Source organism: Pelotomaculum schinkii (assembly GCF_004369205.1).
GTDB classification, from domain to species: Bacteria; Bacillota; Desulfotomaculia; order Desulfotomaculales; family Pelotomaculaceae; genus Pelotomaculum_C; species Pelotomaculum_C schinkii.
Genome location: NZ_QFGA01000001.1, coordinates 1,435,402 through 1,456,372 on the forward strand (window position 1 = coordinate 1,435,402; position 20,971 = coordinate 1,456,372).

16 protein-coding genes, 1 pseudogene and 3 riboswitches are annotated in these 20,971 nt (G+C 49.8%); of the genes and pseudogenes, 7 read left to right on the top strand and 10 right to left on the bottom strand.

What is annotated here, in order from left to right; all coding sequences use genetic code 11:
- Positions 1-386: 386 nt before the first annotated feature.
- From Psch_RS06790 to Psch_RS06835, 10 genes are all read right to left on the bottom strand, one after another.
- Positions 387-1,997: an ABC transporter substrate-binding protein gene (locus Psch_RS06790; RefSeq protein WP_190239607.1), complete on the bottom strand. Its 1,611-nt coding sequence runs from the start codon at positions 1,995-1,997 to the stop codon at positions 387-389.
- A gap of 348 nt (positions 1,998-2,345) precedes the next feature.
- Positions 2,346-4,052 (bottom strand): carbon-nitrogen hydrolase family protein, encoded by a 1,707-nt coding sequence (locus Psch_RS06795; protein ID WP_190239608.1) that lies wholly within the window; start codon positions 4,050-4,052, stop codon positions 2,346-2,348.
- Positions 4,053-4,074: 22 nt separating this feature from the next.
- A complete protein-coding gene (locus Psch_RS06800) occupies positions 4,075-5,394 on the bottom strand; it encodes a hypothetical protein (RefSeq protein WP_190239609.1) in 1,320 nt (439 codons plus the stop codon).
- A 15-nt stretch (positions 5,395-5,409) separates the two neighbouring features.
- Positions 5,410-6,039, bottom strand: coding sequence for an ECF transporter S component (locus tag Psch_RS06805; RefSeq protein WP_190239610.1), 630 nt, complete (start codon positions 6,037-6,039; stop codon positions 5,410-5,412).
- Between the two features lie 19 nt (positions 6,040-6,058).
- Positions 6,059-7,750, bottom strand: a complete 1,692-nt coding sequence (locus Psch_RS06810) for an ABC transporter ATP-binding protein (RefSeq protein WP_190239611.1) — start codon at positions 7,748-7,750, stop codon at positions 6,059-6,061.
- On the bottom strand, positions 7,723-8,652 hold the full coding sequence (locus Psch_RS06815) for an energy-coupling factor transporter transmembrane component T (RefSeq protein ID WP_190239612.1): 930 nt from the start codon (positions 8,650-8,652) through the stop codon (positions 7,723-7,725). Before Psch_RS06815 ends, Psch_RS06810 begins: the two co-directional genes overlap by 28 nt.
- Before the next feature lie 65 nt (positions 8,653-8,717).
- Entirely contained in the window at positions 8,718-9,437 is a 720-nt protein-coding gene (locus tag Psch_RS06820; RefSeq protein WP_190239613.1) for a DUF4430 domain-containing protein, read from the bottom strand.
- Between the two features lie 138 nt (positions 9,438-9,575).
- Entirely contained in the window at positions 9,576-12,341 is a 2,766-nt protein-coding gene (locus tag Psch_RS06825; protein ID WP_190239614.1) for an S-layer homology domain-containing protein, read from the bottom strand.
- 374 nt (positions 12,342-12,715) lie between these two features.
- Positions 12,716-12,903, bottom strand: a riboswitch (cobalamin riboswitch).
- A 138-nt stretch (positions 12,904-13,041) separates the two neighbouring features.
- Complete coding sequence (locus Psch_RS06830) at positions 13,042-13,581, bottom strand: cob(I)yrinic acid a,c-diamide adenosyltransferase (protein ID WP_190239615.1); 540 nt, start codon at positions 13,579-13,581, stop codon at positions 13,042-13,044.
- Positions 13,582-13,697: 116 nt separating this feature from the next.
- A riboswitch (cobalamin riboswitch) is annotated at positions 13,698-13,881 on the bottom strand.
- Positions 13,882-13,919: 38 nt separating this feature from the next.
- A complete protein-coding gene (locus Psch_RS06835) occupies positions 13,920-14,702 on the bottom strand; it encodes a DUF3793 family protein (protein WP_190239616.1) in 783 nt (260 codons plus the stop codon).
- A gap of 262 nt (positions 14,703-14,964) precedes the next feature.
- Here Psch_RS06835 and Psch_RS21095 point away from each other — a divergent pair.
- From Psch_RS21095 to Psch_RS06865, 7 genes and pseudogenes are all read left to right on the top strand, one after another.
- Positions 14,965-15,300, top strand: a pseudogene (locus Psch_RS21095) (metal-dependent transcriptional regulator); the annotation flags it as partial.
- A 66-nt stretch (positions 15,301-15,366) separates the two neighbouring features.
- Positions 15,367-15,651: a FeoA family protein gene (locus Psch_RS21100; RefSeq protein WP_243124040.1), complete on the top strand. Its 285-nt coding sequence runs from the start codon at positions 15,367-15,369 to the stop codon at positions 15,649-15,651.
- Positions 15,652-15,653: 2 nt separating this feature from the next.
- Positions 15,654-15,899, top strand: coding sequence for a FeoA family protein (locus tag Psch_RS06845; protein ID WP_190239618.1), 246 nt, complete (start codon positions 15,654-15,656; stop codon positions 15,897-15,899).
- A gap of 52 nt (positions 15,900-15,951) precedes the next feature.
- Positions 15,952-18,006: a ferrous iron transport protein B gene (gene feoB / locus Psch_RS06850; protein ID WP_190239619.1), complete on the top strand. Its 2,055-nt coding sequence runs from the start codon at positions 15,952-15,954 to the stop codon at positions 18,004-18,006.
- A gap of 33 nt (positions 18,007-18,039) precedes the next feature.
- Positions 18,040-18,195: a FeoB-associated Cys-rich membrane protein gene (locus Psch_RS06855; RefSeq protein ID WP_190239620.1), complete on the top strand. Its 156-nt coding sequence runs from the start codon at positions 18,040-18,042 to the stop codon at positions 18,193-18,195.
- A 155-nt stretch (positions 18,196-18,350) separates the two neighbouring features.
- Positions 18,351-18,541, top strand: a riboswitch (cobalamin riboswitch).
- 326 nt (positions 18,542-18,867) lie between these two features.
- A complete protein-coding gene (locus Psch_RS06860) occupies positions 18,868-20,121 on the top strand; it encodes a sirohydrochlorin cobaltochelatase (protein ID WP_190239621.1) in 1,254 nt (417 codons plus the stop codon).
- Between the two features lie 424 nt (positions 20,122-20,545).
- Complete coding sequence (locus tag Psch_RS06865) at positions 20,546-20,827, top strand: type II toxin-antitoxin system RelB/DinJ family antitoxin (RefSeq protein ID WP_190239622.1); 282 nt, start codon at positions 20,546-20,548, stop codon at positions 20,825-20,827.
- Positions 20,828-20,971: the final 144 nt, after the last annotated feature.

Below are 20,971 nucleotides of genomic sequence, written 5' to 3' on the forward strand. Positions count from 1 at the left end.
CACACCCGGCGCGCCGGTGCCGGACTTGGGAACTAATTATGATTTTCAATCAGAAAATACAAATGAAAATGAGAACCTGATTTTTACATTCACTTTCACGCCGGGCAGCGCCTGCCTAAAAATTGATGAAACAATGGTATAGACCACGGTTTACGAAATGATATCGACCAATATTACAGGCCGGTCCGAACATGAACATGTTTGCAGCAGCTGCTTTTATGGTGGCCTTTATGGATGTTGGTTTTTCTGATTTTCGGGTGTTAAACCCAGATACGCTATGTTTCAGATTAATTCGCCCCTGCATTTTTTAGGATTCGCTCTGCGAACTGAACAGCTGTACAGTTTTTCAAGGAAAGGAAGCAAAAGAACCGTCCCCCTGCTTCCTTCTAGCGGACAAACACCATTTTATTAAACGGCAGCGGCACACCGCTTCCTATACCCTGCATGGTAAAAAACAGGTTTACCTGGCCGTTGTGAGCGTAGTACCAGTTTGGATAATACAGCGGCAGGGTGGGCATTTCCCGGGCATATAGCTCCTGGACCCGGCCGACCAGTTCCCGGCGCTTTTCTTGATCCATTTCGGCAAGCTGCTGTTTTAAAAGGCTGTTAAGCTCTTCGCTTTGCTCGTACCTGGCGCTGTTAAACCCCTTGGCGATGATGGCTTTGTTTAAATTTTCGGGATCCCCGCCCAGCCCGCCATGGCCGCTTAAGGCCAGGTCAAATTTATTTTCCAGGACGCGGTTGTCCAGGGTCTTGGCCTCCAGACTGCGTAGGTTGATCTTGATGCCGGCTTGCTCCAGTTGTCCCTTAATAAACTCGCCCTCACGTTCGCCGGGGGCCCCCTGCATGGTGGAACCGCTGCCGCTGACCAACAGTTCCAGCTCCAGCGTCTGGCCGTCCTTCTCAAAATAGCTGCCTTTTTTGACGTAACCCAGCCCGGCCAAAAGCTCTGCCGACTTGCCGGGGTCGTAGGAGTACTGTCCGTCAAGTCGCGGGTTGTACCAGGCGTTGTCCGGCGGCAAAAGCCCCGGACTGCCTGCCAGGCCGTACCCCCGCAGGCAGGTATTGACCAGCGCCTGACGGTCGATAGCGTAAGCCAGGGCCTGACGAAACTCTTGACTGTCCAGAGGCGCCTTCTGGTGGTTGATCACCATTTTGGCCACCCAGTCATGCGAGGATTCCAGGCATTTGAATCCTTCCTTCTCCAGCTCTTGAGCCATCTCCGGCGGTATCTGGGCCACACCGGCTTGCTTTTGCCGCAACGCCGCGGCCGACACTTCCCCGCCTACCTTGACGAACTTCAACTGCTTGATCCCGGGGGCGCCCTGGTAATACTGCTCGTTGGCCTCGTAGAGGTATGTACCCTGCTCCTTGTTATAATCTACCAGCTTATAAGGCCCGGTCCCGGTCAAAGCTTCTTTTTGTTGAAACTGCCGGGGCTCCTGGACGTCTTTCCAGATATGCTCGGGAAGCACCGGCAGAGTACCCCCGACCAGCTCCAAAAACGGGGCGTAAGGCTTTTCCATGTACATTTTGACGGTGTATTCGTCTAATGCTTCCACATCCTTGACAACGCCGGTGTCAACCCACTGATAAGGATGCTTTTTGGTGTAGTTGATGGTGAAGGCAACGTCCCCGGCTGTGAACTTCTGACCGTCGTGCCAGGTAACGTCCTTACGCAACCGGAACAGGTAGGCATCCTCGTCTTTTAGGTACTCCCAACTCTCCGCCAGTGCCGGTATGTAGCCGCCGGCATCTTTCCAGACCAGGGTGTCGAAGATAAAACTCATCCGCACATAACCCGGACCGCGGGCATAATGAGCGTAAGGCGATGGAAAACCCCAATCCCCGGTCGGATCGGCTATGGTATAAGTACTTGCCTCGCCTCCCGATTCCTTTACTCCTTTTTCTCCGCAGCCGGCCGTCACAAGGACATAGGCGGCAAGGACCAGCAAGCAGCCCAGCACCTTCAATACGCGCTTCCGTTTTTTTAACATCTCATCGCTCCTTTTCTTTCAAGTAATTTAAAATCAAAAAACCACGAAGTACCCGCCTGAATTCTTCAGACCGTACCTTCGTGGTTAAAATCCGGTTATAAGGATGTATGGCTTTCCCTGCTTATAAACCCTGAAAATGCAGGTGCGAATTCATTCGCACATGACCTCATAGAAATGCAGTGTGTATAAGGATCCTGAGACATAAAAGCTAAAAGGAATCAGCAATTCTTGCCGGACAGCTTCAACTGTCCCATTACGATGATTTTATAATCAACCAGGCAATGTGTCAATATATGGATCGACAATATGTTTCATTAATATGACATCGGTTGTTGCAACAATGTGTTGCTAAGGTAAGGACCGCATATATTGCAGTAGAACTTCGTAATCTATATTCTCCACAAACCTCTTATCCCTGGCTTCCTTTCCGGACAGCCGCATGATGTTAACCTTGTCACCTTCAGCAGGAGATTCCAACTTGAGCCTTTTTTCCGGATACCTGGAGTAACTGCAAATGAGACTTCCTCCCAGGGCATGAAACTTGCCGAAATCTCCCCACTGGTTGGCTACGGCCAGGTGCATCTGCTCCCCCAGTCTGGCCTCCCAGATAAACTTGCTCTCGCAGTCTCCCCAAAGGGCTGGCACACAGAGCAGGTCCGTACCCAGTTTAGCTAAAGCATCAGCGCTCTCGGGAAACATCAGGTCGCAGCCGGCCAGCATACCGACCCTGCCGAAGGGAAGATCAAAGGCAGGGGCCGCCCCTTCTCCCGCTTCAGCCCATTTTTGATCATAGGTCGACAGATGGATTTTTCTGTATTTCCCCTCTACTCCGTTGGGGCCGATCAGGACACAGCTGTTATAGAATTTTCCGGCGTGTCTTTCCGCCATCCCCAGGACAATAAAAATCTTTTTTTCCTCTGCCTTCCGGGTAAACGCTTTCGTCGCAGGACCGGGTATTTCTTCACACCACTTCGCCGCCTCCCGCCGCTCAAAAATAATTCCCGTGGCAGATAATTCCGGGAGGATAATCAGGTTAAGTGTAAAGCCCTCAGCTGCAGCCATAGCTGCGGCCTCATCGATAAGCTTAAGCATCTTCTCCGTGTTCGCCGAAGGCTCCCGGGATACAGGCCGGAATTGCAGGGTAGCGACCGTAAAGTCCGCGGGTTCCGGCAACCCGAGCAGAAAAGAAGGGTTAAAATGAGAAAAGGTATCCAAAGATATGTCGGCGTAACAATGAGGCCGCCTGCGGCCCAGGATATCTTCCGCCGCCGATGAAATAAACTTGCCGTTTTCAAGGGGCAGCGTACCGTAAACAATACTGTCATCCATTGAGCTAAACTGCCTGACCGCACCGCCGCCGGTATCAATAATAAAAGACTCCGCCGAACGGCAATCCATGCTCTTATCCTTGCCCGTCCGGTTGCAGGCCAGTACGTAAATCCCGTTTTCCGCCGCCCGCGCCCGCCAAAATTTTTCCGGATTTTGATGGTCGGGAGGCCAGTTGGCCGGCACGAGCAGGAGCCGGGCTCCTTCCAGGGCAGCTACCCTGGCCGGTTTATAGGAATAGGCGTCAGCGCAAATCATTACCCCCAACTTACCGAACTCCGTCTGCGCCACCAATATGGGAAGGTTGCCCCTGGCAGCCCACAGGTTTTCCCTGAAGGCCGGCGCCACCTTGCGATGCCTGCCTAAAACACGTCCTTTTGGCCCGATTAATGCGGCCGCATTATAAAATATGCCTGTCCCGGGAGCCACCTCCGGCAGACCAATACATATGTAGCATTCATACTTTTTCGCAATCCGGCCAAAGGCTCTGGTTGTAGGGCCGGGAATGGTTTCCATCAATGGGGCAATATCGTCCCTGCTTTCAAACGCATAGCCGGCGGTAGCCAATTCTGTGTTCAAGATAATCCGCGCTCCGGCTCCGGCAGCCATTTCATTTAAGGTCAATAATTTAGCAAGGTTTTTCTTCTTATCCTTCCAGTGGATAGCCGCATGGACCAGCGCTACTTTTACTTCTTCTCCGCATTTTCCCTGTTCATCCTCTTTGTGCACACAATTCCATCCTTTCAGATACTCATACTACATTTTCTTTTTCTAAAAAGCCCGGCTTTTTTGTGCAAGACTTTCGATAAAAAAGCAAACTTATGATAAGAATAACTGCTGCAGCGCCAATAAACCATAAAAGGGCGCCATGGAGTTTGCCATCCGATTTCAATTTTAACAGTAATATTTCGCTTCCGGCGCTTTTCTCAATTCCTTTTTTCCCCGCCACGATATAGCCGCCGTCTTTAGACTGCAAAATAGCGTAACCGCTGTTGCCGCCGGTACCATCTACTGTTTTCTCCCAAGCAAGGCCGCCGTTTTTATCTGTTTTAACCACGTAAAGATCGTAGCCACCCTCCGCAGATTCTTTCTTACCCGTCAGGATATAACCGCCGTCTTTCGCTTGACTGACAGAATAGAACGAACTTACGCTGTTGTTTCCGTATGTATTTTCCCAAAGCTCATTTCCATCGGGGTCAACTTTTATCAGAACCGCCGCAAATCCGCCGCCCTGGTCGCCGGTAATCTCCTTCTCACCGGCAATTAAAAACCCGCCGTCACCGGCTTTTACTAAAGACCAGCCGTAGTCCGAACCTTTGCCCCCGTATGTTTTCTGCCAGAGCATTTTTCCGTCGCCATCCGTCTTGAGAAGATACAGGTCAGGATTGCCGGCCCCAAAGGCCTCGGCATTCCCCGCCACAAGATACCCTCCGTCATCAAGCTGCAAAACAGCATAGCCGCAGTCGGAACCCGCCCCGCCGTAGGTTTTTTCCCAGATCTCATTACCGTTAAGATCCAATTTAATCAGGTAGACATCATAGATCCCCGCGCCAAAGGACTCCGTTCCCCCGGCAATAATGAAACCGCCTTCCTTTGTCTGCTGAACTGACCAGACATAGTCGCAGCGCTCTCCGCCGAATTCCTTTTCCCAGATCATTTCACCTTTCTCATCCGTCCTCACCACGTATACATCATGGTCATACCCGTGCCTGGATTTGGTCTCGCCGGCAATGATGAAACCGCCCTCGCTGGTTTCTTTGACGCAATGACTGTCATTGTAGCCATTGCCCCGGTATGTCTTCAGCCATAACCTGTTACCGCCGCCGTCGTACCTGGCGAGGAAAACGTCGGGCCCTTCCTGGCCTGCTTCTATCCAGCCGGATGCAACATAGCCTCCATCTTTTGTCTGTTCTACAAAATGGGCCTCTCCTCTTTCAAAAGTATTGGCCCACTCTACCTCAGGAGTTTGAGCGGATGCTGCTATTGACCTCTCAGCAAACAACAATCCTTGCACGGTAAAGCAAAAGGCCAGTGAAAATATAAAATACAGCAGCATTCTTTTCATTTTCACAAAGCATTGACCCCCTTATAAATTTTCCAGATACTGCACATCCATTTTTTTGTGGAAGTATCTCAATATCTTTATAGTCTGAGAACCCAGGGCGGCGCAAAAGAGAAGATTGCCTGCGGCGCGCATGGAATCAAAACTGAAACCTGCCACCCAGAGGAGAAAATAAGTCTTAAACGTTAACGGGTTCATAAAGGTACTCCACTGCCAGATGTCCATGACTGCTCCGTAAAGGTAGCCCCAGAAAAAACAAAGCACGGCCAGGGTTTTATTACCTGCCCCGGGGAACAAAACCTTGACCGTCGCCCCGGAGACACCCACCATACCCCAGCAAAGCATCTGCCAGGGCGTCCAGGGACCCTGCCCATTGAAAAAATTGGAAATTAAAGGTGTCATTGCGCCTACAAAGAAGCCGACCCGCGACCCGAATACAAACCCCGTTATCTCCACCAAAAACATGGTGGGCTGCAAAAAGAGCAGGGCAACGCCCGTTACCGCCCTGCCTGCTGCGCACAAAGCAGCCAGCACGGCAATGACGGATACCTGCCGCGCGTTAAAGTCTTTTTTTTTCTCCATGCCGAACATAAGCAGGGCAATGGAAAGAATGCCGATCAAGGTCATGTAAAGGCCCCAATTCGCTCCCATCATACTTTCACTCCTGCTTTTTTTAAGCTATACTTACCTTACCGGCGGCAAGAGGATAGATTTTTTCTTTCGCCTCGGCTACAGTGAGCACTCCATCGCAGATACCCCGGGTCATTTTGCTTAGCTGTGGAGCAAAAAAAACTGATTTGGCCAGCACATCGTGCTTTTCTCCATCCCTGACAATTCTCCCCGAGAACATCATCACCGCCCTTGCGGCAAATTCGGCGGCGAACTCCACATCGTGGGTTATTACAATTACCGTGCTGCCTTTTTCTGTCTCTTTTTGTAAAAATCCGCCCAATTCCGCTTTCAGGCGAAAATCAACCCCTCTGGTCGGCTCGTCCAGAATAATGAGCCGGGGTCCGGTGACCATGACCGAAGCCAGGGCAACTCTTTGCCGCTCTCCGCTGCTCAAGTCCCGGGGGTTCGTCTTGCGGTACTTCGACAGATGAAATTTTTCCAGTATTTCATTGACAACAGATAAGTCTTTTAAGCCAAAATTCTTTAAGGTAAAGAGCAGCTCTTCTTCTACGGTGTCCTGGAAAAGATAATCATTGGGATTTTGGGACAGGTAGGCGGTAAACCTTCTGATCTCTTTAAACCCGTTCTTGCTTATATCCTTGCCCAGCACCTCGACCCTGCCCCGGTCCGGCTTAAGCATGCCGGTTATCTGTTTGAGCATGGTCGACTTGCCCGCGCCGTTTTCGCCCAGGACTGCTACAAATTCTCCTTCTTTTATATCAAGGCTGACGCCTTTTAAAACCTGCCGCCCCCCTGGATAGGCGAACCACAGGTTTTTCATGCTGACTGCGCTCTGACGCTCCATCAAATCTCCAGCGCGGACACTTTTATGGCATGCGCCGGATTGGTTCCCGCCGGCAGTTTGATTTTCTTTTAGATAAGACCGTAAAAGCTTCCTGCCTTCTTTTACCGTAATGGGCACAGAGGAGACATTCAGGCCGGCAAAAAACCTGGACACCGGCGGTACAAAAGGCATGCCTCCTTTTATTGTTTTACGGGCCACCTCTTGAGCGCTCCCGTCACATGAAATTTCGCCGTTTTCCATAAACAGAACCCGGTCCGCTAAATGAAAACAGCGCTCCAGCCGCTGCTCAACCATGATCACCGTAAAGCCCATTTCCTCATTAAGCCGCTTGGCCAGATTCAGGATGTCTTCCGCCGAGACGGGATCCAGCTGGGAAGTGGGTTCATCAAGGATGAGCGCGTGAGGCTGCATGGCCAGAACGGAAGCCAGCGCCAGCTTTTGTTTCTGACCGCCGGAGAGATTGGCCGCAAATGCCTCTCTGATCTGCTCCAGATTCATGAAACAGATTACCTCCGCAACCCGCCGCAGCATCTCTTCATTACTTAAGCCCAGATTCTCCAGGCCAAAGGCAATTTCCGCCTCAACATGGGTTTGCACGATCTGCTTCTCCGGGTCCTGGAAGACCATACCTACTTCCCTGGCCAGCTTTTTGCGGTTCATGGTCCTGATGTCCTTCCCTTTAAAGAAAACCTTGCCTCCGATCCTGCCCCCATAAAAATCAGGGGCCAGTCCCGCCAATACCCTGGCCAAAGAGGACTTGCCCGAACCGGAGCCGCCCGCCACCAGAATGAATTCCCCTTCCTCGATCTCCAGATTTATATTTCTTAATGCGGCCCGATCCGTTTCAGGATAAAAATAGGTTAAATTTTCGACTTTAAACAGCGGCAATTTTTCCACCCCTCGCTCAAAATAAGCGGTACGGACATATAAAAAAGAACGGCAGCCAGGGTAATGATTGTTGGCATACCTTTAATCAAAACATCTGCCTCAGGATAAAAGGTGTATTGACCACACCCGTATTGCAAACCCCAGATGGCGGCAAACAAAGCCAGGAAGCTCCCCCCCGCGCAGAGGATATCTCTGGATCTCAGCATATAACGGCTGTAAACCGAACGCTTACCGCTTCCAAAAGCCCTGGCCTGCATGGATTCGGCAATCTCCATGGAATCTTCCATGGAGGATAAAAGCATAACATTATAAAGATAGGAGTATTTCTTTACTTTCTTCCACAGGCTTCCCTCATCGAAATCAACGCCGCGAAACTGCAGCACTTCTTTTATCCTTTTTAAGTCCCGCACCATGGTGGGAAACATTCTCGTGGCTAAAACGATCATCAGAACGGATTGGCCGGCCACTTTGGAAAAGAGATTCAGGATATTGTCCGGGTTGATCATCAGGTTATAAAGACAGAATATGCTCATGATTACCAGCAGCCTGATCCCCGAAACAGCTCCATAATACAGGGCTTCCATTGATATATCGAGCTTGCCCAGATACGGCGCCTGCGGGCCGTGCCAGATGATCGTGGAGCCGGCCCTGATTACCAGGGGGTTGATAAGCATGATCATAAGCATCAAAAAGACGCCTGCTTTCAAAAACCCCTCCCAGGCCTCCATGCCGTCTACCTCTTTGATTAAAAGGGCAAGAAGAAAAAACAAGGCTAAAAGATAAAGGGGATTTGCATACAGCAGACTGAGCACAAGGAGCACCAAAAGGTATGCCAGGACTGCAGCAGGGTGAAAGCTCTGCAAGAAAAGGCCCTTTTCCTGATAGTAAAGCTTGTCGAACAAATTTGCCGCCCCTTTACTTTTTATGTATATCTTCAATGAAACCGGTATCAAGGCAGGGCGTTCTTTTACTGGGCCAGCTCTTCCCATTGGGGCTGGGGCTGATCCATGCTGTTGCTGTACCACCAGATCACTTTATCTCCTGCTTTTACCGGGTGTTTATCAGCCATATGCATGGGAACATCACCGTTGACTGAATACATCCAGCCTGACACGCCACTGTTGGCCTGCCCGCTGATGGAATAAACAAAATCGGGCCAGGTCGGCGACGTGGTATAAGGGATGCCGGTGGCATCAAGGACGCCTAAGGCGGTAATGCCCCATTTATTGTCCTTTCCCACAACAACCTGTCCAGCCCTGTAAAGTAATTCGCTATTTTTCCCCACAATGGCAATCCACACCGCGCAGCCGTTATCAGGCGCCGCAGCCGCCACAGTATCACCCGCGGTCTGGACAGTTGCAGCGGCATCGTCCGAAGTCTGGGTAACCGCCGCTTTTGTCTGGGAATCGCTGGTCGACGCAGCCGCCTGCTGTTCCGGAGCCGGATCGCCTTGCCTTGTTTCATCAGCAGGCTGGACTTTACCCGGCTCAGGAGAAGCAAGGCCATCACCCGCGTCTGGCCTGTTCTGGTTTGCCGGACTGCCCTGTTCTTCAGCATTTATGCCGGTGCTTTCCGTCTGCCGGGACTGCTGGCCGGAACTAAACACTTTGTCCATGCAAAGGGCCGGCACGATTACCCCGGCCAGAATAACCAGCAAAGCAATAAGATAAAAGGCCTTTCGCTTCATAAAATCACCTCATATTAAAAAAGCGACACATTTGCGCACCATTTTCGGGGTATCGCTTTATGTGCTGAGCAGTTGTTTTCAGAGCAGAGAGCGGAGTAAGACCCGCTCCCGCGCAAAAAACCAGTCAATTAGCTCAAATCATAATGTTCCTGCCTGTTGGAGCTTTTGCAGCACACGGTAGAGCATAACCGTGGCTTCCGCCCTGGTAGCATTGCCAAGCGGCATGAACTGTCCGTTTTCCCGGCCGAGCATTAAACCATCCCTTACCACCAGGGCTACCGGCAAGCAGGCCCAGGGAGAAATATCTGCGGCATCGTTAAAACCTCCCAGCAATTCAGCTGCGTCTGCGTCGCTGAGGGTCATGTCCAGGCCGTTTTTTGCCATCAGTCTTATGATCATGGCCGCCATTTGTTCACGGGTAACCGGCTCGTCCGGCGCAAAGCTGTTTTCGGACGTCCCGTTGATTAAACCGGCGTTAGTAGCTGCGCCTACCGTGCCCCTGTACCAGGCGCCGGCAGGTACATCGCTGAAGCGATCCGCTCCGCCGGGATCGGCCGTCAATCCAGTCATACGGACCAGGATAGCAGCAAATTCGGCCCGTGTGACCGTGACCTCCGGCGCAAATTCATTGTCGCCTACACCGGCCACATACCCTTTTGCGGCCATGAATTCAATCTCCTTCTGCGCCCAATGTCCGGCTATATCTTTGAAGCTCTTCACCTCAAGTGGGGAAATTGATTCCATCAAGGCGTACTTGCTGAAGTGTTCGGTTTTAAAGGTGATGGTATTGCTGTCAGGATCGTATGTGCCGCCCACTTCTTCCCACATTTTGCTGTCTTCATTGTACCGGTAGGCCATTAACTTGCCATCAGCCGCTGTCTCCCGTAAATCTTCTGGTACTGGCAGCAGCACCGTGCATCCAGGAAATTGTTCAATTTTTTGCTGCGTGCCGTCCTCATTAACGGCCAGAACGTTTAGCTCATAAATATCGCCGGCCAGTCTAAATTTGACCCCAAAGGACTCCATTAGACTTTGCGCGTCCTTACTGCTTAATTTCTGCGCTGTCAGCTGCAGCTGTACTGTACTTGCAGACGTTAACTCAGGTACTTTGAGGCTGTCTGTGGATAAAACGAACTGCACTCCCTGGACGGTAACGGCCAGCGGTTTATCTGTGTTTATTATTTTGGTCAACTGGTCCTTTGACAGGGCCAGTGAAGTTTGAGTATCATCCGCCTGTAAGGCAACCAAGCCGGCAGCGTAGGCCTTTTGGATAGCGGTGTTTAAGACGGTATCGCTCACCGGGGCAGGCAGGTTGGTGGATTGGTCACCGGAACCCCCGGAAGAAGTCTGTTTTCCAAGCTCATCCCATTTGGGAGGCTGCTGATTCATGCTTTTGCTGTAATAAAAGATGATCTTGTCATTATTCTTAATATTGTATTTATCAGCGCCGACACTTGGGCTTGAACCGTTAACGACATACATCCAGCCGGCCATACCGCTGTTTGCCTGTCCACCGATTGAATTTACCAGATAGCCGTAAGACCATGAAGAAGTCTGGTAGGAAATGCCGGAGGCGTCCAGAGCACCCAAGGCCGTGAGACCCCATTTATTTGTCTCAGCCACGGCGACATCAGAAGGGCCGTATAAAAGCTCACCATTTACACCCACAACGGCCAGGCCCACGGTCTTTTCTGTCCCACTATTCCCACCCGAAGAATTTACGGTCAAATCAGCTGAAGCCGTAAGTCCACCGTAAACAGCATTCACTACGGTCTGCCCGGCTTTTAAAGCGGTGACCAGGCCGCTGCTGTCGACACCAGCAATGCTGCTGTCGGCGACAGACCACTGCGCGTACTGCGTTACATCAGCTGTCCCGTAAGTATTCTGCCAGACCGCTTCCAACTGCTTTGTATCGCCTACCTTCAGGGTCGCGCTGGAAGGGTCAAGATAAAACTGGGTATCCAATAAGTTATAAGCGCTAAGGGCCCAGATGGCATCCATGCCGTTCTTTGACGTGCCAAAGCTCCCGTCATCGTTAAGGGCGTTATTCATCATATAGTCAACGGGAGTTTTCCCCCCACTGCTTTCCCATGAGGCAGGATCCAGCCCCCTTACCTTTAAGGTCACAATCACTTCCGAGGTGTCTATAACCGGATCGTCCCAACCTCCAACATTGAAGCTTCCGTCAGCTTGTTGCTGATTCTTCATCCAGCTGCACCCGTCATTGATGGCGTTTTGTGTTTGACTGTCACTTTTGCCCGGGTCTAAATAATTCAGTGCACGCACTGCTTCAGCCGTGGTCATAAAGTCGGGATAAAAAATTCCGCCAAATGTACCGCCAAAACTTCCATAGTTCTGGTCACCGGCTGTTGTATTCTGTGACCCTAAAATACAGTCCTTAGCGTAGTCTATATTTATTTCACCAACAGAATCCACCCTGCCTAAAAGATCATAGGCCGGGATATCGCTGTACAGGTTGCTGTCAAAACCGGCGCTGCTCTGCCTGTTTTGCAAAATCTGCACTAATTGGTCAGCCAAATCATCTCGTCCCAACGCTTTTGCAGCCGCCAGATCCTGAGCCAGGAGCTTGGCGGAAGCTTTGGACGGGTCTGCGGCGTTTGTTATGTCCCCGGATATTGCGCTTATTACCGCATCTTTAAGATTCTCACCATTATATTCCCAGGTACTGACATCAACATCTGCCTGGGTTAACACAAAAAGGGCATAAGAACCCACTCCGGCGTCGGAGTTGTTTATCCCGTTTGTCGTGTAGTCGTTGTAGAGAAACTGCACGGCGCAATTTGCCGGCGAACCCGCCCCCCCTGCCGCATTAGCGCTGACCACGGGTATTAACAGCATTATGGTCATCAACACAGTAAGCCACAAGCTTGGCTTTTTAAACATTTTGTTACCCCTTGTATACAAATCTTCCAACCTCCCTTAAGTTTATTTTGTATCAAGCTGATCTGCCATGTGCCAGGGTCCATTCCAGTGTTTTCTTGGGTTCGATTTCGTCACCTATTAGTTTCACCTCCTAAACTTCCTGAATAATGTCAATATCCATGATAATGCTGCATCAAGGTGTGTAAAAGTATGGGTTTGAAGGCTCTATATGTAGTTGCTAATTATTTTAAAAAGGATACCTATTCATCACTGAACAGGTAAAACGAAAGAAGGAGATATCAACATGAAAAACCCGGCCTCATCCGTTAAGAGGCCGGGTTTTTCAAGGTACATACCTTAATAAACACAGCTAAAGCCCTGTCCTTTCCACGGAAGGCGGCGCTATTGACCAGGCAGGTCTCCTGACTTGTGGATCACAGCATGCCTCCCGCCTTCCCGGATTATAAATCCAGTGGCATTTTGGGAGTCGCTCCCCACTTACAGTGGCCAGACCGTCCGGGATTTTCACCCGGTTCCCTTTTCACCCCCGCTATGCGGAGGAACCTGGACAAATTTCTTAAATTATCCACATTTAAACACTAATCAATTATTATGTCAATACCAATTATTATCTGTCTTATTTGTTATTGTGCTTTTTCATATGCCTTTGAATTTATAAACCTGTTTCAAGAGCACTCTAAAGATTTATCGCCAAAGCGTGTTACCGTTCAATACCATCACGGGCAGGGACATCCTTGGTGTAATAATGCTTTATTTCCAGCATTTCCGTTACCAGGTCCGCAGCTTCAATAATTTCCTGCGGAGCATACCTGCCGGTAAATATTACTTCAACCTGATCAGGTTTGGAGTTGATAATTTCGAGCATTTCTTCAATTGTAATGAGGTTAAAGAAATGAGCGGTATTTATTTCATCGAATACGATTATATCGTATGCACCTGAATTCATTGCTTTTTTCGCTTTTTCAAGCCCTTCCCGGGCCATTTTAACGTCCTCTTCCAGAGGTGGATTTTGCACGTGAATAAATGTGTCCTTGCCGTATTGCTCAATAGTTATATAAGGCTTGCACATCTCCGCCGATTTTAACTCGGAGTACTTTTGACCTTTCATAAACTGGCCAATATACGTTTTTAACCCGCGGCCCATGGCACGGAAAGCCAGACCCAGGGCAGCCGTCGTTTTACCCTTGCTGTTGCCGGTATAAACCTGCACATATCCTTTTTCCAAACCAGTTAAAACCATATAAATACCCCCTTTAAATCAATTTGGAGCAAAATAAAAATCCCGGCTTTTCCAATAGAAAAACCGGGACTTTGATGTCAAAATTATGACAATCAAATCACGCGCCTTTCCCTGGAAAGCGCTTAATTTAAAAGACAGGTTTCCTGACTCATGGGTCATCGACGCTTCCGCCTTCCCGGACGACAAATATCCAGTGGCTAGTGGAAGTTACTACCCGACATACAGTGGCCGGACCGTCCAGGATTCTCACCTGGTTCCCCGTTCATATTTTGTTTAGCAATCAGTTGGTTTCATTAATATTTGCATTATACTTTATTTTCATTATTCTGTCTATAGTTTCAATTATAGGAATGCGGTATCAAGCTTTCTGATTCCGCGCAACCTTCGTTGCCGCTACAATATTCCCAATTCTTAGCATTCCCCACGACAGCCCTGGCAACACTGCTCCTTGCCGCGTCATAAACTCTGAAAAGAATCTCGGCGCGCCTGGGATTCTTATACACCTTCCAATCCCTGCTGGTGAGGCACTCTTTACCGTTATGCTTGATAAATCCTTCGACATCCTCCACGGGAATGCCCAGAAATATGCCTACCTCATGAGGGCATATCTCCTTAAACCTTTTCTTTAACATATGGAGCTTCTGCTCCAGGGTCACTGCTTCCCCATAACCCATTCTTCTTAAGAATTGCAGACTACGCTCGTTATTAACAAACAACTCTAGCATTGCGCTCTTGTAAAAGAGCACCAGCACATTCCCGTCCCCTTCTTTAAGCACGAGGTATTGCAGTTTGAGTTCTTCACATACCTCCCTGCCATACCGCTGCCATAAAAACATATGACCTTTAACTTTACTATTAAAGGCGATAAGAGAAGAAGGTTTTTTGCCCATTACCGTTGGGGCAGCTCCAAAGGCAATGAAAGCAGCTATATACTCTTTTCCTTCCATCCTGTTTAAGGCTTCTATAAACTGCAGCTTAAGCTCTTTGTCCAATAAAGACATCCCCCGTTGCAGCCTTTTTTCATCAAGAAGCCCTTTCCCGGCGGCGGTCATTCCTAGCTCACCAGGAGTTTCTTGCAAGGTTAATCCTGCAGCAACACGCTTGACACCTGTTTTCTTCATTCTTCCCTCCCGCTTCCTTATCCATTCGCCGTCGCCCCAACTTCCTTTTGTAGCAAGATCCACTTCCGCGTGTCCGACGCCGGCATTCTCAAAAATTATTCTTGACAAAGAGGCAAATAAAAGTTTATCTTTAGAATAGGATATTGATAATGATTATCATTATCCTTTATTTTTAATCTGAGAGTTAGGCTTGCTTAACCTTTCTCTGCCATTTATTCAAGGAGGTGTCGTCATGACCGGGACCTTTGCCATATCTTCGTCTATGCAGGACTACCTGGAAGCAATACTGAACCTGTCCGAAAAAGACGACGGTTTGGCCAGGATTACTGATATAGCCAACATGTTGAGCATCGCCAAAGCAAGTGTATCCCAGACTATCAGCAGCCTGAAAGACCTGGGGCTGGTAGCTCAGGAAAGATACGGACCGGTTGAATTAACCTGCGCAGGAAGAGAGTTGGCGATTAAAGTACGCCACCGGCACCGAACATTGAGAAGATTTCTCGTTGAAGTGCTGGGTGTCGATCCTAACATTGCCGAAAAGGACGCCTGCCTGATGGAACATGTGGTCAGCCAGCAAACCCTGGAAAAGTTTATGGAATTTCTGGAGACAACCGGTAAACCGGAAGGAGCCGCTGGCGCTGGCATCTCCTCCGGGGCGGGCGCCATGAAAAACCCGATAGGGGATGAAGGAAGGGAGGCAAAAATATTGAGATCGGTTAATACCAGGGCTCTCAGCGAGCTGCAAACCGGAGAAAAGGGTAAAGTGCTGCGCACTACGGCGAAAGGGCCTGTTCACCGCCGGATCCTGGAAATGGGTGTTACACCGGGGGCAGAAATCTTCGTGAAGGGCGTGGCCCCTCTAGGAGATCCTATTGAGGTATTGGTGAGAGGCTATCATCTGAGCCTCAGAAAAGAAGAAGCCGCTACTATCTTTGTGGAGGTGGTGTAGCCATGGGTGGCAGCGTTTTACCCCTTGGATTTCTCCAGGTAGGCAGGGACGCCGTCGTCAGGGAACTCGGCAGCGGCAGGAATTTAGCCCAGCGATTGTCGGAAATGGGTATTGTCCGCGGGACCAGGTTAAGCATTATCAAAAACGATATGGGCGGCCCGCTGATTATTTCTGTCGGGGATGGGCGCCTGGCTATCGGCCGGGGTATGGCTTTGAAGATTTTCGTAGAAGAAGCCAGTAAAGCATAATTTTTTTCAAAAAAGTGTTAGTCTCGACTAACTATCAGGAGGTGGTTTCCATATGGAAGCGGCGCAAGCCATAAAAAATGAAAAACAGATCGTGGTGGCCCTGGCTGGCAACCCCAACTCCGGCAAGACCACAATCTTCAACAGCTTGACAGGAGCGCATCAGCATGTGGGCAACTGGCCCGGCGTAACGGTTGAAAAAAAGGAAGGACAACTTGTTTCTGAAGGAAAGGTGATCCGGGTGGTGGACCTGCCCGGGACATACAGCCTTGGAGCTTACTCGGAAGACGAAGCGGTTGCCCGCGATTATATTCTATTTGAAAAACCTGACGTGGTCATCAATATCATTGACGCTACCAACCTCGAACGCAACCTTTATCTGACCACACAGCTTCTGGAGATGGGCTCCAATCTGGTAATCGCCCTGAACATGTCTGACGAACTGAAAGCAAAGCAGATAGACATTAATGCGGCCAGGTTCTCCGAGCTATTAGGCGTACCGGCGATCCGGACGGTAGGCACCCGCGGCCAGGGGACGAAAGAGCTGGTGGCACAGGCTTTACAAGCGGCCGGCAATAAAAACCCGCGAGTTGTTCAAATCAACTATGGTAAAGAAGTGGAAACTGAACTGGCCGCCCTGGAACAAGATATCTTGTCAAACCGGCAGTTGGTGGAAAATTTTGCGCCCCGGTGGCTGGCGGTGAAGGTGCTTGAGGGTGATCAAGGCGTCCTGAAAAGCCTGGCGAAGTATCCCGGCCTGGAGCGTCTGCTGGCCCGGCGCGCCGAAGCCGTCAAACGCCTGGAGGGACTTCTGGGAGAGGACATTGAATCCCTGCTCGCCGACAAACGCTACGGCTTTATCGGCGGCCTGGCCAAAGAGGTCATGACGCGGCGGCAGACGACCGAAGAACGGCTTTCCAGATCCGACAAGATCGACCGTATTGTCACCAACCGCTACCTGGGAATTCCGATCTTCTTATTCGCCATGTGGGCCATATTCCAGTTCACCTTTACAGTCGGCGACCCCTTTATCGGCTGGATTGAAACCTTCTTTGAGTGGTTTGGCGGAGTGACCGGAGCCTGGCTGGAGAGCGCAGGCATGCCCGGGCTTCTGATGTCACTGATAGTTGACGGCATTATTGGCGGCGTAGGCTCTGTCCTGGTCTTTATTCCTAATATATTTCTGTTGTTTTTTGCTATCTCACTTTTGGAAGACAGCGGGTACATGGCCCGCGCGGCGTTTATCATGGACCGGCTTATGCACGCCCTCGGCTTACACGGCAAGTCCTTTATTCCGCTTTTGATCGGCTTCGGGTGCAACGTCCCGGCTGTCATGGCCACCAGAACATTAGAGAATAAAAGAGACCGGTTGATCACCATCTTGATCACGCCGCTGATGTCCTGCACGGCGCGGCTGCCTGTCTATATCTTGTTTGCCGGCGCCTTTTTCACCGCAAACCAGGGATTGGTAATCTTCTCGCTTTACCTTCTGGGGCTGGCGCTGGCTATCCTGATGGGGATGCTGTTCAAGCGGTTCCTGTTTAAAGGGGAAACCTCCCACTTCGTCATGGAATTACCCCCATACCGCGTACCCACCCTTAAAAGCACCTTCATCCACATGTGGGAGAAGGGCAGTTCCTTTATCCGTAAGGCCGGGACGATTATTTTCGCAGTAGTGGTACTGGTCTGGGCACTGTCCAACTTGCCCGTTGGTGTAGAATACGCCAGCCAGGATAGCATCCTGGGCTGGATTGGCAGCTTTGTGGCGCCAATCTTTAAACCTGCCGGGTTCGGTACCTGGGAGGCGGCAGTCGCTCTGGTATTCGGCATCCTGGCCAAAGAGGTGGTTGTCGGCACCCTGGGTGTAATCTACGGAGCTGAAGAGGCCGGCTTAACGGCGGCAATCGCTCAAGCCTGGACACCCCTGTCCGCTTATGCCTTCATGGTTATGACTTTGCTCTATATTCCCTGCGCCGCCGTGATCGGGACAATTAAGAGGGAAACAAACTCCTGGACCTGGACGGCTTTTGCCGTGGCATACACGCTGGTACTCGGTTGGCTGATGGCAGTCCTGGTCTACCAGTTCGGCAGACTGCTCGGTCTCGGCTAAGAAGATATTTGATTAAAGGAGGCTTTTAGGGAGATGGAAACTATCATTTTGCTGGGAATAGGCGTCCTGGCTGCGGGGCTCCTGGTGCGCCAGTTTGTCAGAAACGCCAAGGTTGAAGGCTGCTCTTGCTGCGAACAGGAGTGCGGCAACCATTGCCAACAAACTGATGATCAAGAACGGTTGTCCTGAAATCATGATGCAAATGCATTTGATGCCCAATACTGAAACAGCGGAAGGACAAGCTTGGGCTTAAGCGCAATTATCAGGACAAAGTCATCGCATCGACTATCATGAATTAGTTCTTTATTCTATAGACAAACACAAAAAACGATGTTATTATGAAAAAAATGAATAACTATCCAGGAATCTCCGGTCATGCCGGGGATGAAAAGGGAACCGGGTGCGAATCCCGGACGGTCCGGCCACTGTAAGTGGGGAGCGGCTCCCGATATGCCACTGGGTTTCGACACCTGGGAAGGCGGGAAGTACGCTGTGAGCCACGAGTCAGGATACCTGCCTGAATAGTGTTGTACTACGTGTTGCCTTCCATAGAAAGGCCGGTGGTGTAAATGAGCATATTTCCGTGGCAATTAAATTGCTCATAATGATCATTACCCTGGCTCTTCCCAAAGGCCGGGGTTTTCATTTACCCCTACAGCGAGAGAAATTTGCGGAAAAATTTTGGTTTCGCGCGTACCGGCAGTTTCTATGGATAAAACCCGGGGGGTGGCAAAGCTGCTATGAACTAAGTAGAAATCGCACCTGCATCGCTGACTTTCATCCTCCGCTGGTACTGCGTAAAGCATGGGCATCCATTATCGAAAAGAAGCTATTTAATTACCGTAAGGGGGTAGCCAAATCGTGATATGTCTCAAAAGAGTTACCGTTTCCATCCTGACTCTTGCACTGGTCCTTATATTCTGTGCAACAGCGCCGGCCGAACAGAGTGAAAAAGGTAAAAAAGCCATCTTGCTGGTAACCTTCGGGACCAGCGTCCAGTCGGCAATGCCTGCCTACGACAATTTAGAAAACGCTGTTAAAGAGGCTTTTCCTGGCGTTGAGGTGCGCTGGTCTTTTACCTCAGGAATAATCAGAGATAAAATCGCCGAAAGGGACGGCAGGATTGTTGATGATCCCTTTACCGCGCTGAGCAAATTGAAGGCGGAAGGCTATGACCAAATAGTTGTTCAGTCGGATCATATTTTCTCCGGACAGGAGTACAGCGATCTCCGGGAACTCGTCAACAACTTTCTGGCGCTCCAGACGGCTGACGGCAGCCTCGGCCCCAAAAAGCTGGCCCTGGGCAAGCCGCTTTTGTATTACCACGAGGACTACTTCGATGCGGTAGAAGCTTTAGCTTCCCAGTTTCCCGCCGATACCTCGTCGAATGCCGTAGTTTTAATGGGACACGGTAGTGAACATCCTGCCGATTCCGCTTACGGTAAACTAAACGATATTCTAAGGCATAAGTACAAAAACGTATTTTTGGGCACGGTCGAAGGTTATCCCACCCTGGAGGAAATCCGGCAAGACCTGAAGGACTCCGGCGTTACGAAGATCACCCTGATGCCCTTTATGAACATCGCCGGAGATCATGCTTTGAACGATCTTTACGGTGACGAGGAAGAATCCTGGAAATCCCAGCTTGCGGAGAACGGCTATACAATCGATGGCTATCTGAAGGGGCTCCTGGAAAACAAGGCTGTCGTAAACATGTATGTCAACCACCTATCGGCAGCCATGGCAGAGTTTGAAGCAGACGGCATAAAAGAGGCAACTACACGGGTAAACGGCGAAAGGCTTAAATTCAGCGAGCCCTTGCGCCCCGAAGACGGTTCCATTTTAGCCCAATTGAAGCCGGTTTTTACCGCTTTGGGCTTCACGGTTACGTGGAATGAGGCTGAGGGGGTGGCAACGGCCAATAAAACAGATCTGACGGTGTCCTTCCAACCAGGCAGCAGTGTGGCGCTGGTTAACGGCGCCGAAATGATCATGGATACGAAATGCCAACTGGTTAACGGTTCGACTATGATTCCCCTTTCCTTTCTGAGTAAAAACCTTGGCTGCACGGTTAACTGGGATGCTGATAATACTATCAACATATTTAAAGAATAGGCAAATACCTTGCGCTTGCCATACACGATATCTATATCACCAAGAAGATGAAAAGAACTATAAATTCCATGCCGCAAAGGCCTGACTCTGATAGTCTATCGGAGTCAGGTCTTTGAGATTTTTCTGCAATCTTCTCGTGTTATAAAAACAATGTATTGCTCAATTGCTTGTTTCAATTCCTCATAGGTAGGCTAAAAACTTTAGCCAGCCACCCTACCGCTGCGAGTCAGCAGCGCAATGTTAGAGAGAGTTCCCAATAAAGAAGTATGGGGTTTAAGCAAACGGTGTAGCGCCGCTGCCGCAACAGTACAATGTGTATAAGAGCAGAGGAAAGAATAACACGGAATAATTATTGCAATATATTTACAATGCACATATTTTGTATTAAAATGTATATAATGAATCGTAAAGGGGGGAATTGCACGTGGCTGAAACGACAAATTTAAGTATCCGCATGGATAAGGAACTGAAAAAGCAGGCGGAACAGCTTTTTTCTGAATTGGGCATGAATATGACGACAGCATTCAACATCTTTGTCCGGCAGGCTGTGCGGCAGGGGAAAATACCCTTTGAAATTTCCCTGAATGTTCCAAATGCCGACACAATAGCGGCTATGGAAGAAGCCGATAAAATAAGCCGAGACCCAAACGCAAAACGCTATTCAAGTTTTGAAGAACTGGTAGCAGAGGTTCAGAATGAAGTATGAGATTTTGGCAACAGGAAGATTTAAAAAGGACTTAAAGTGTTTTATGCTATCCAGAACCGTACAGCAACTTTTTTAATCCGGCTTTGTATCTCATAGCAAAAAGTAAGGCTGCCACAGATTGCGGGGCGGCTCCCATACGGGGCC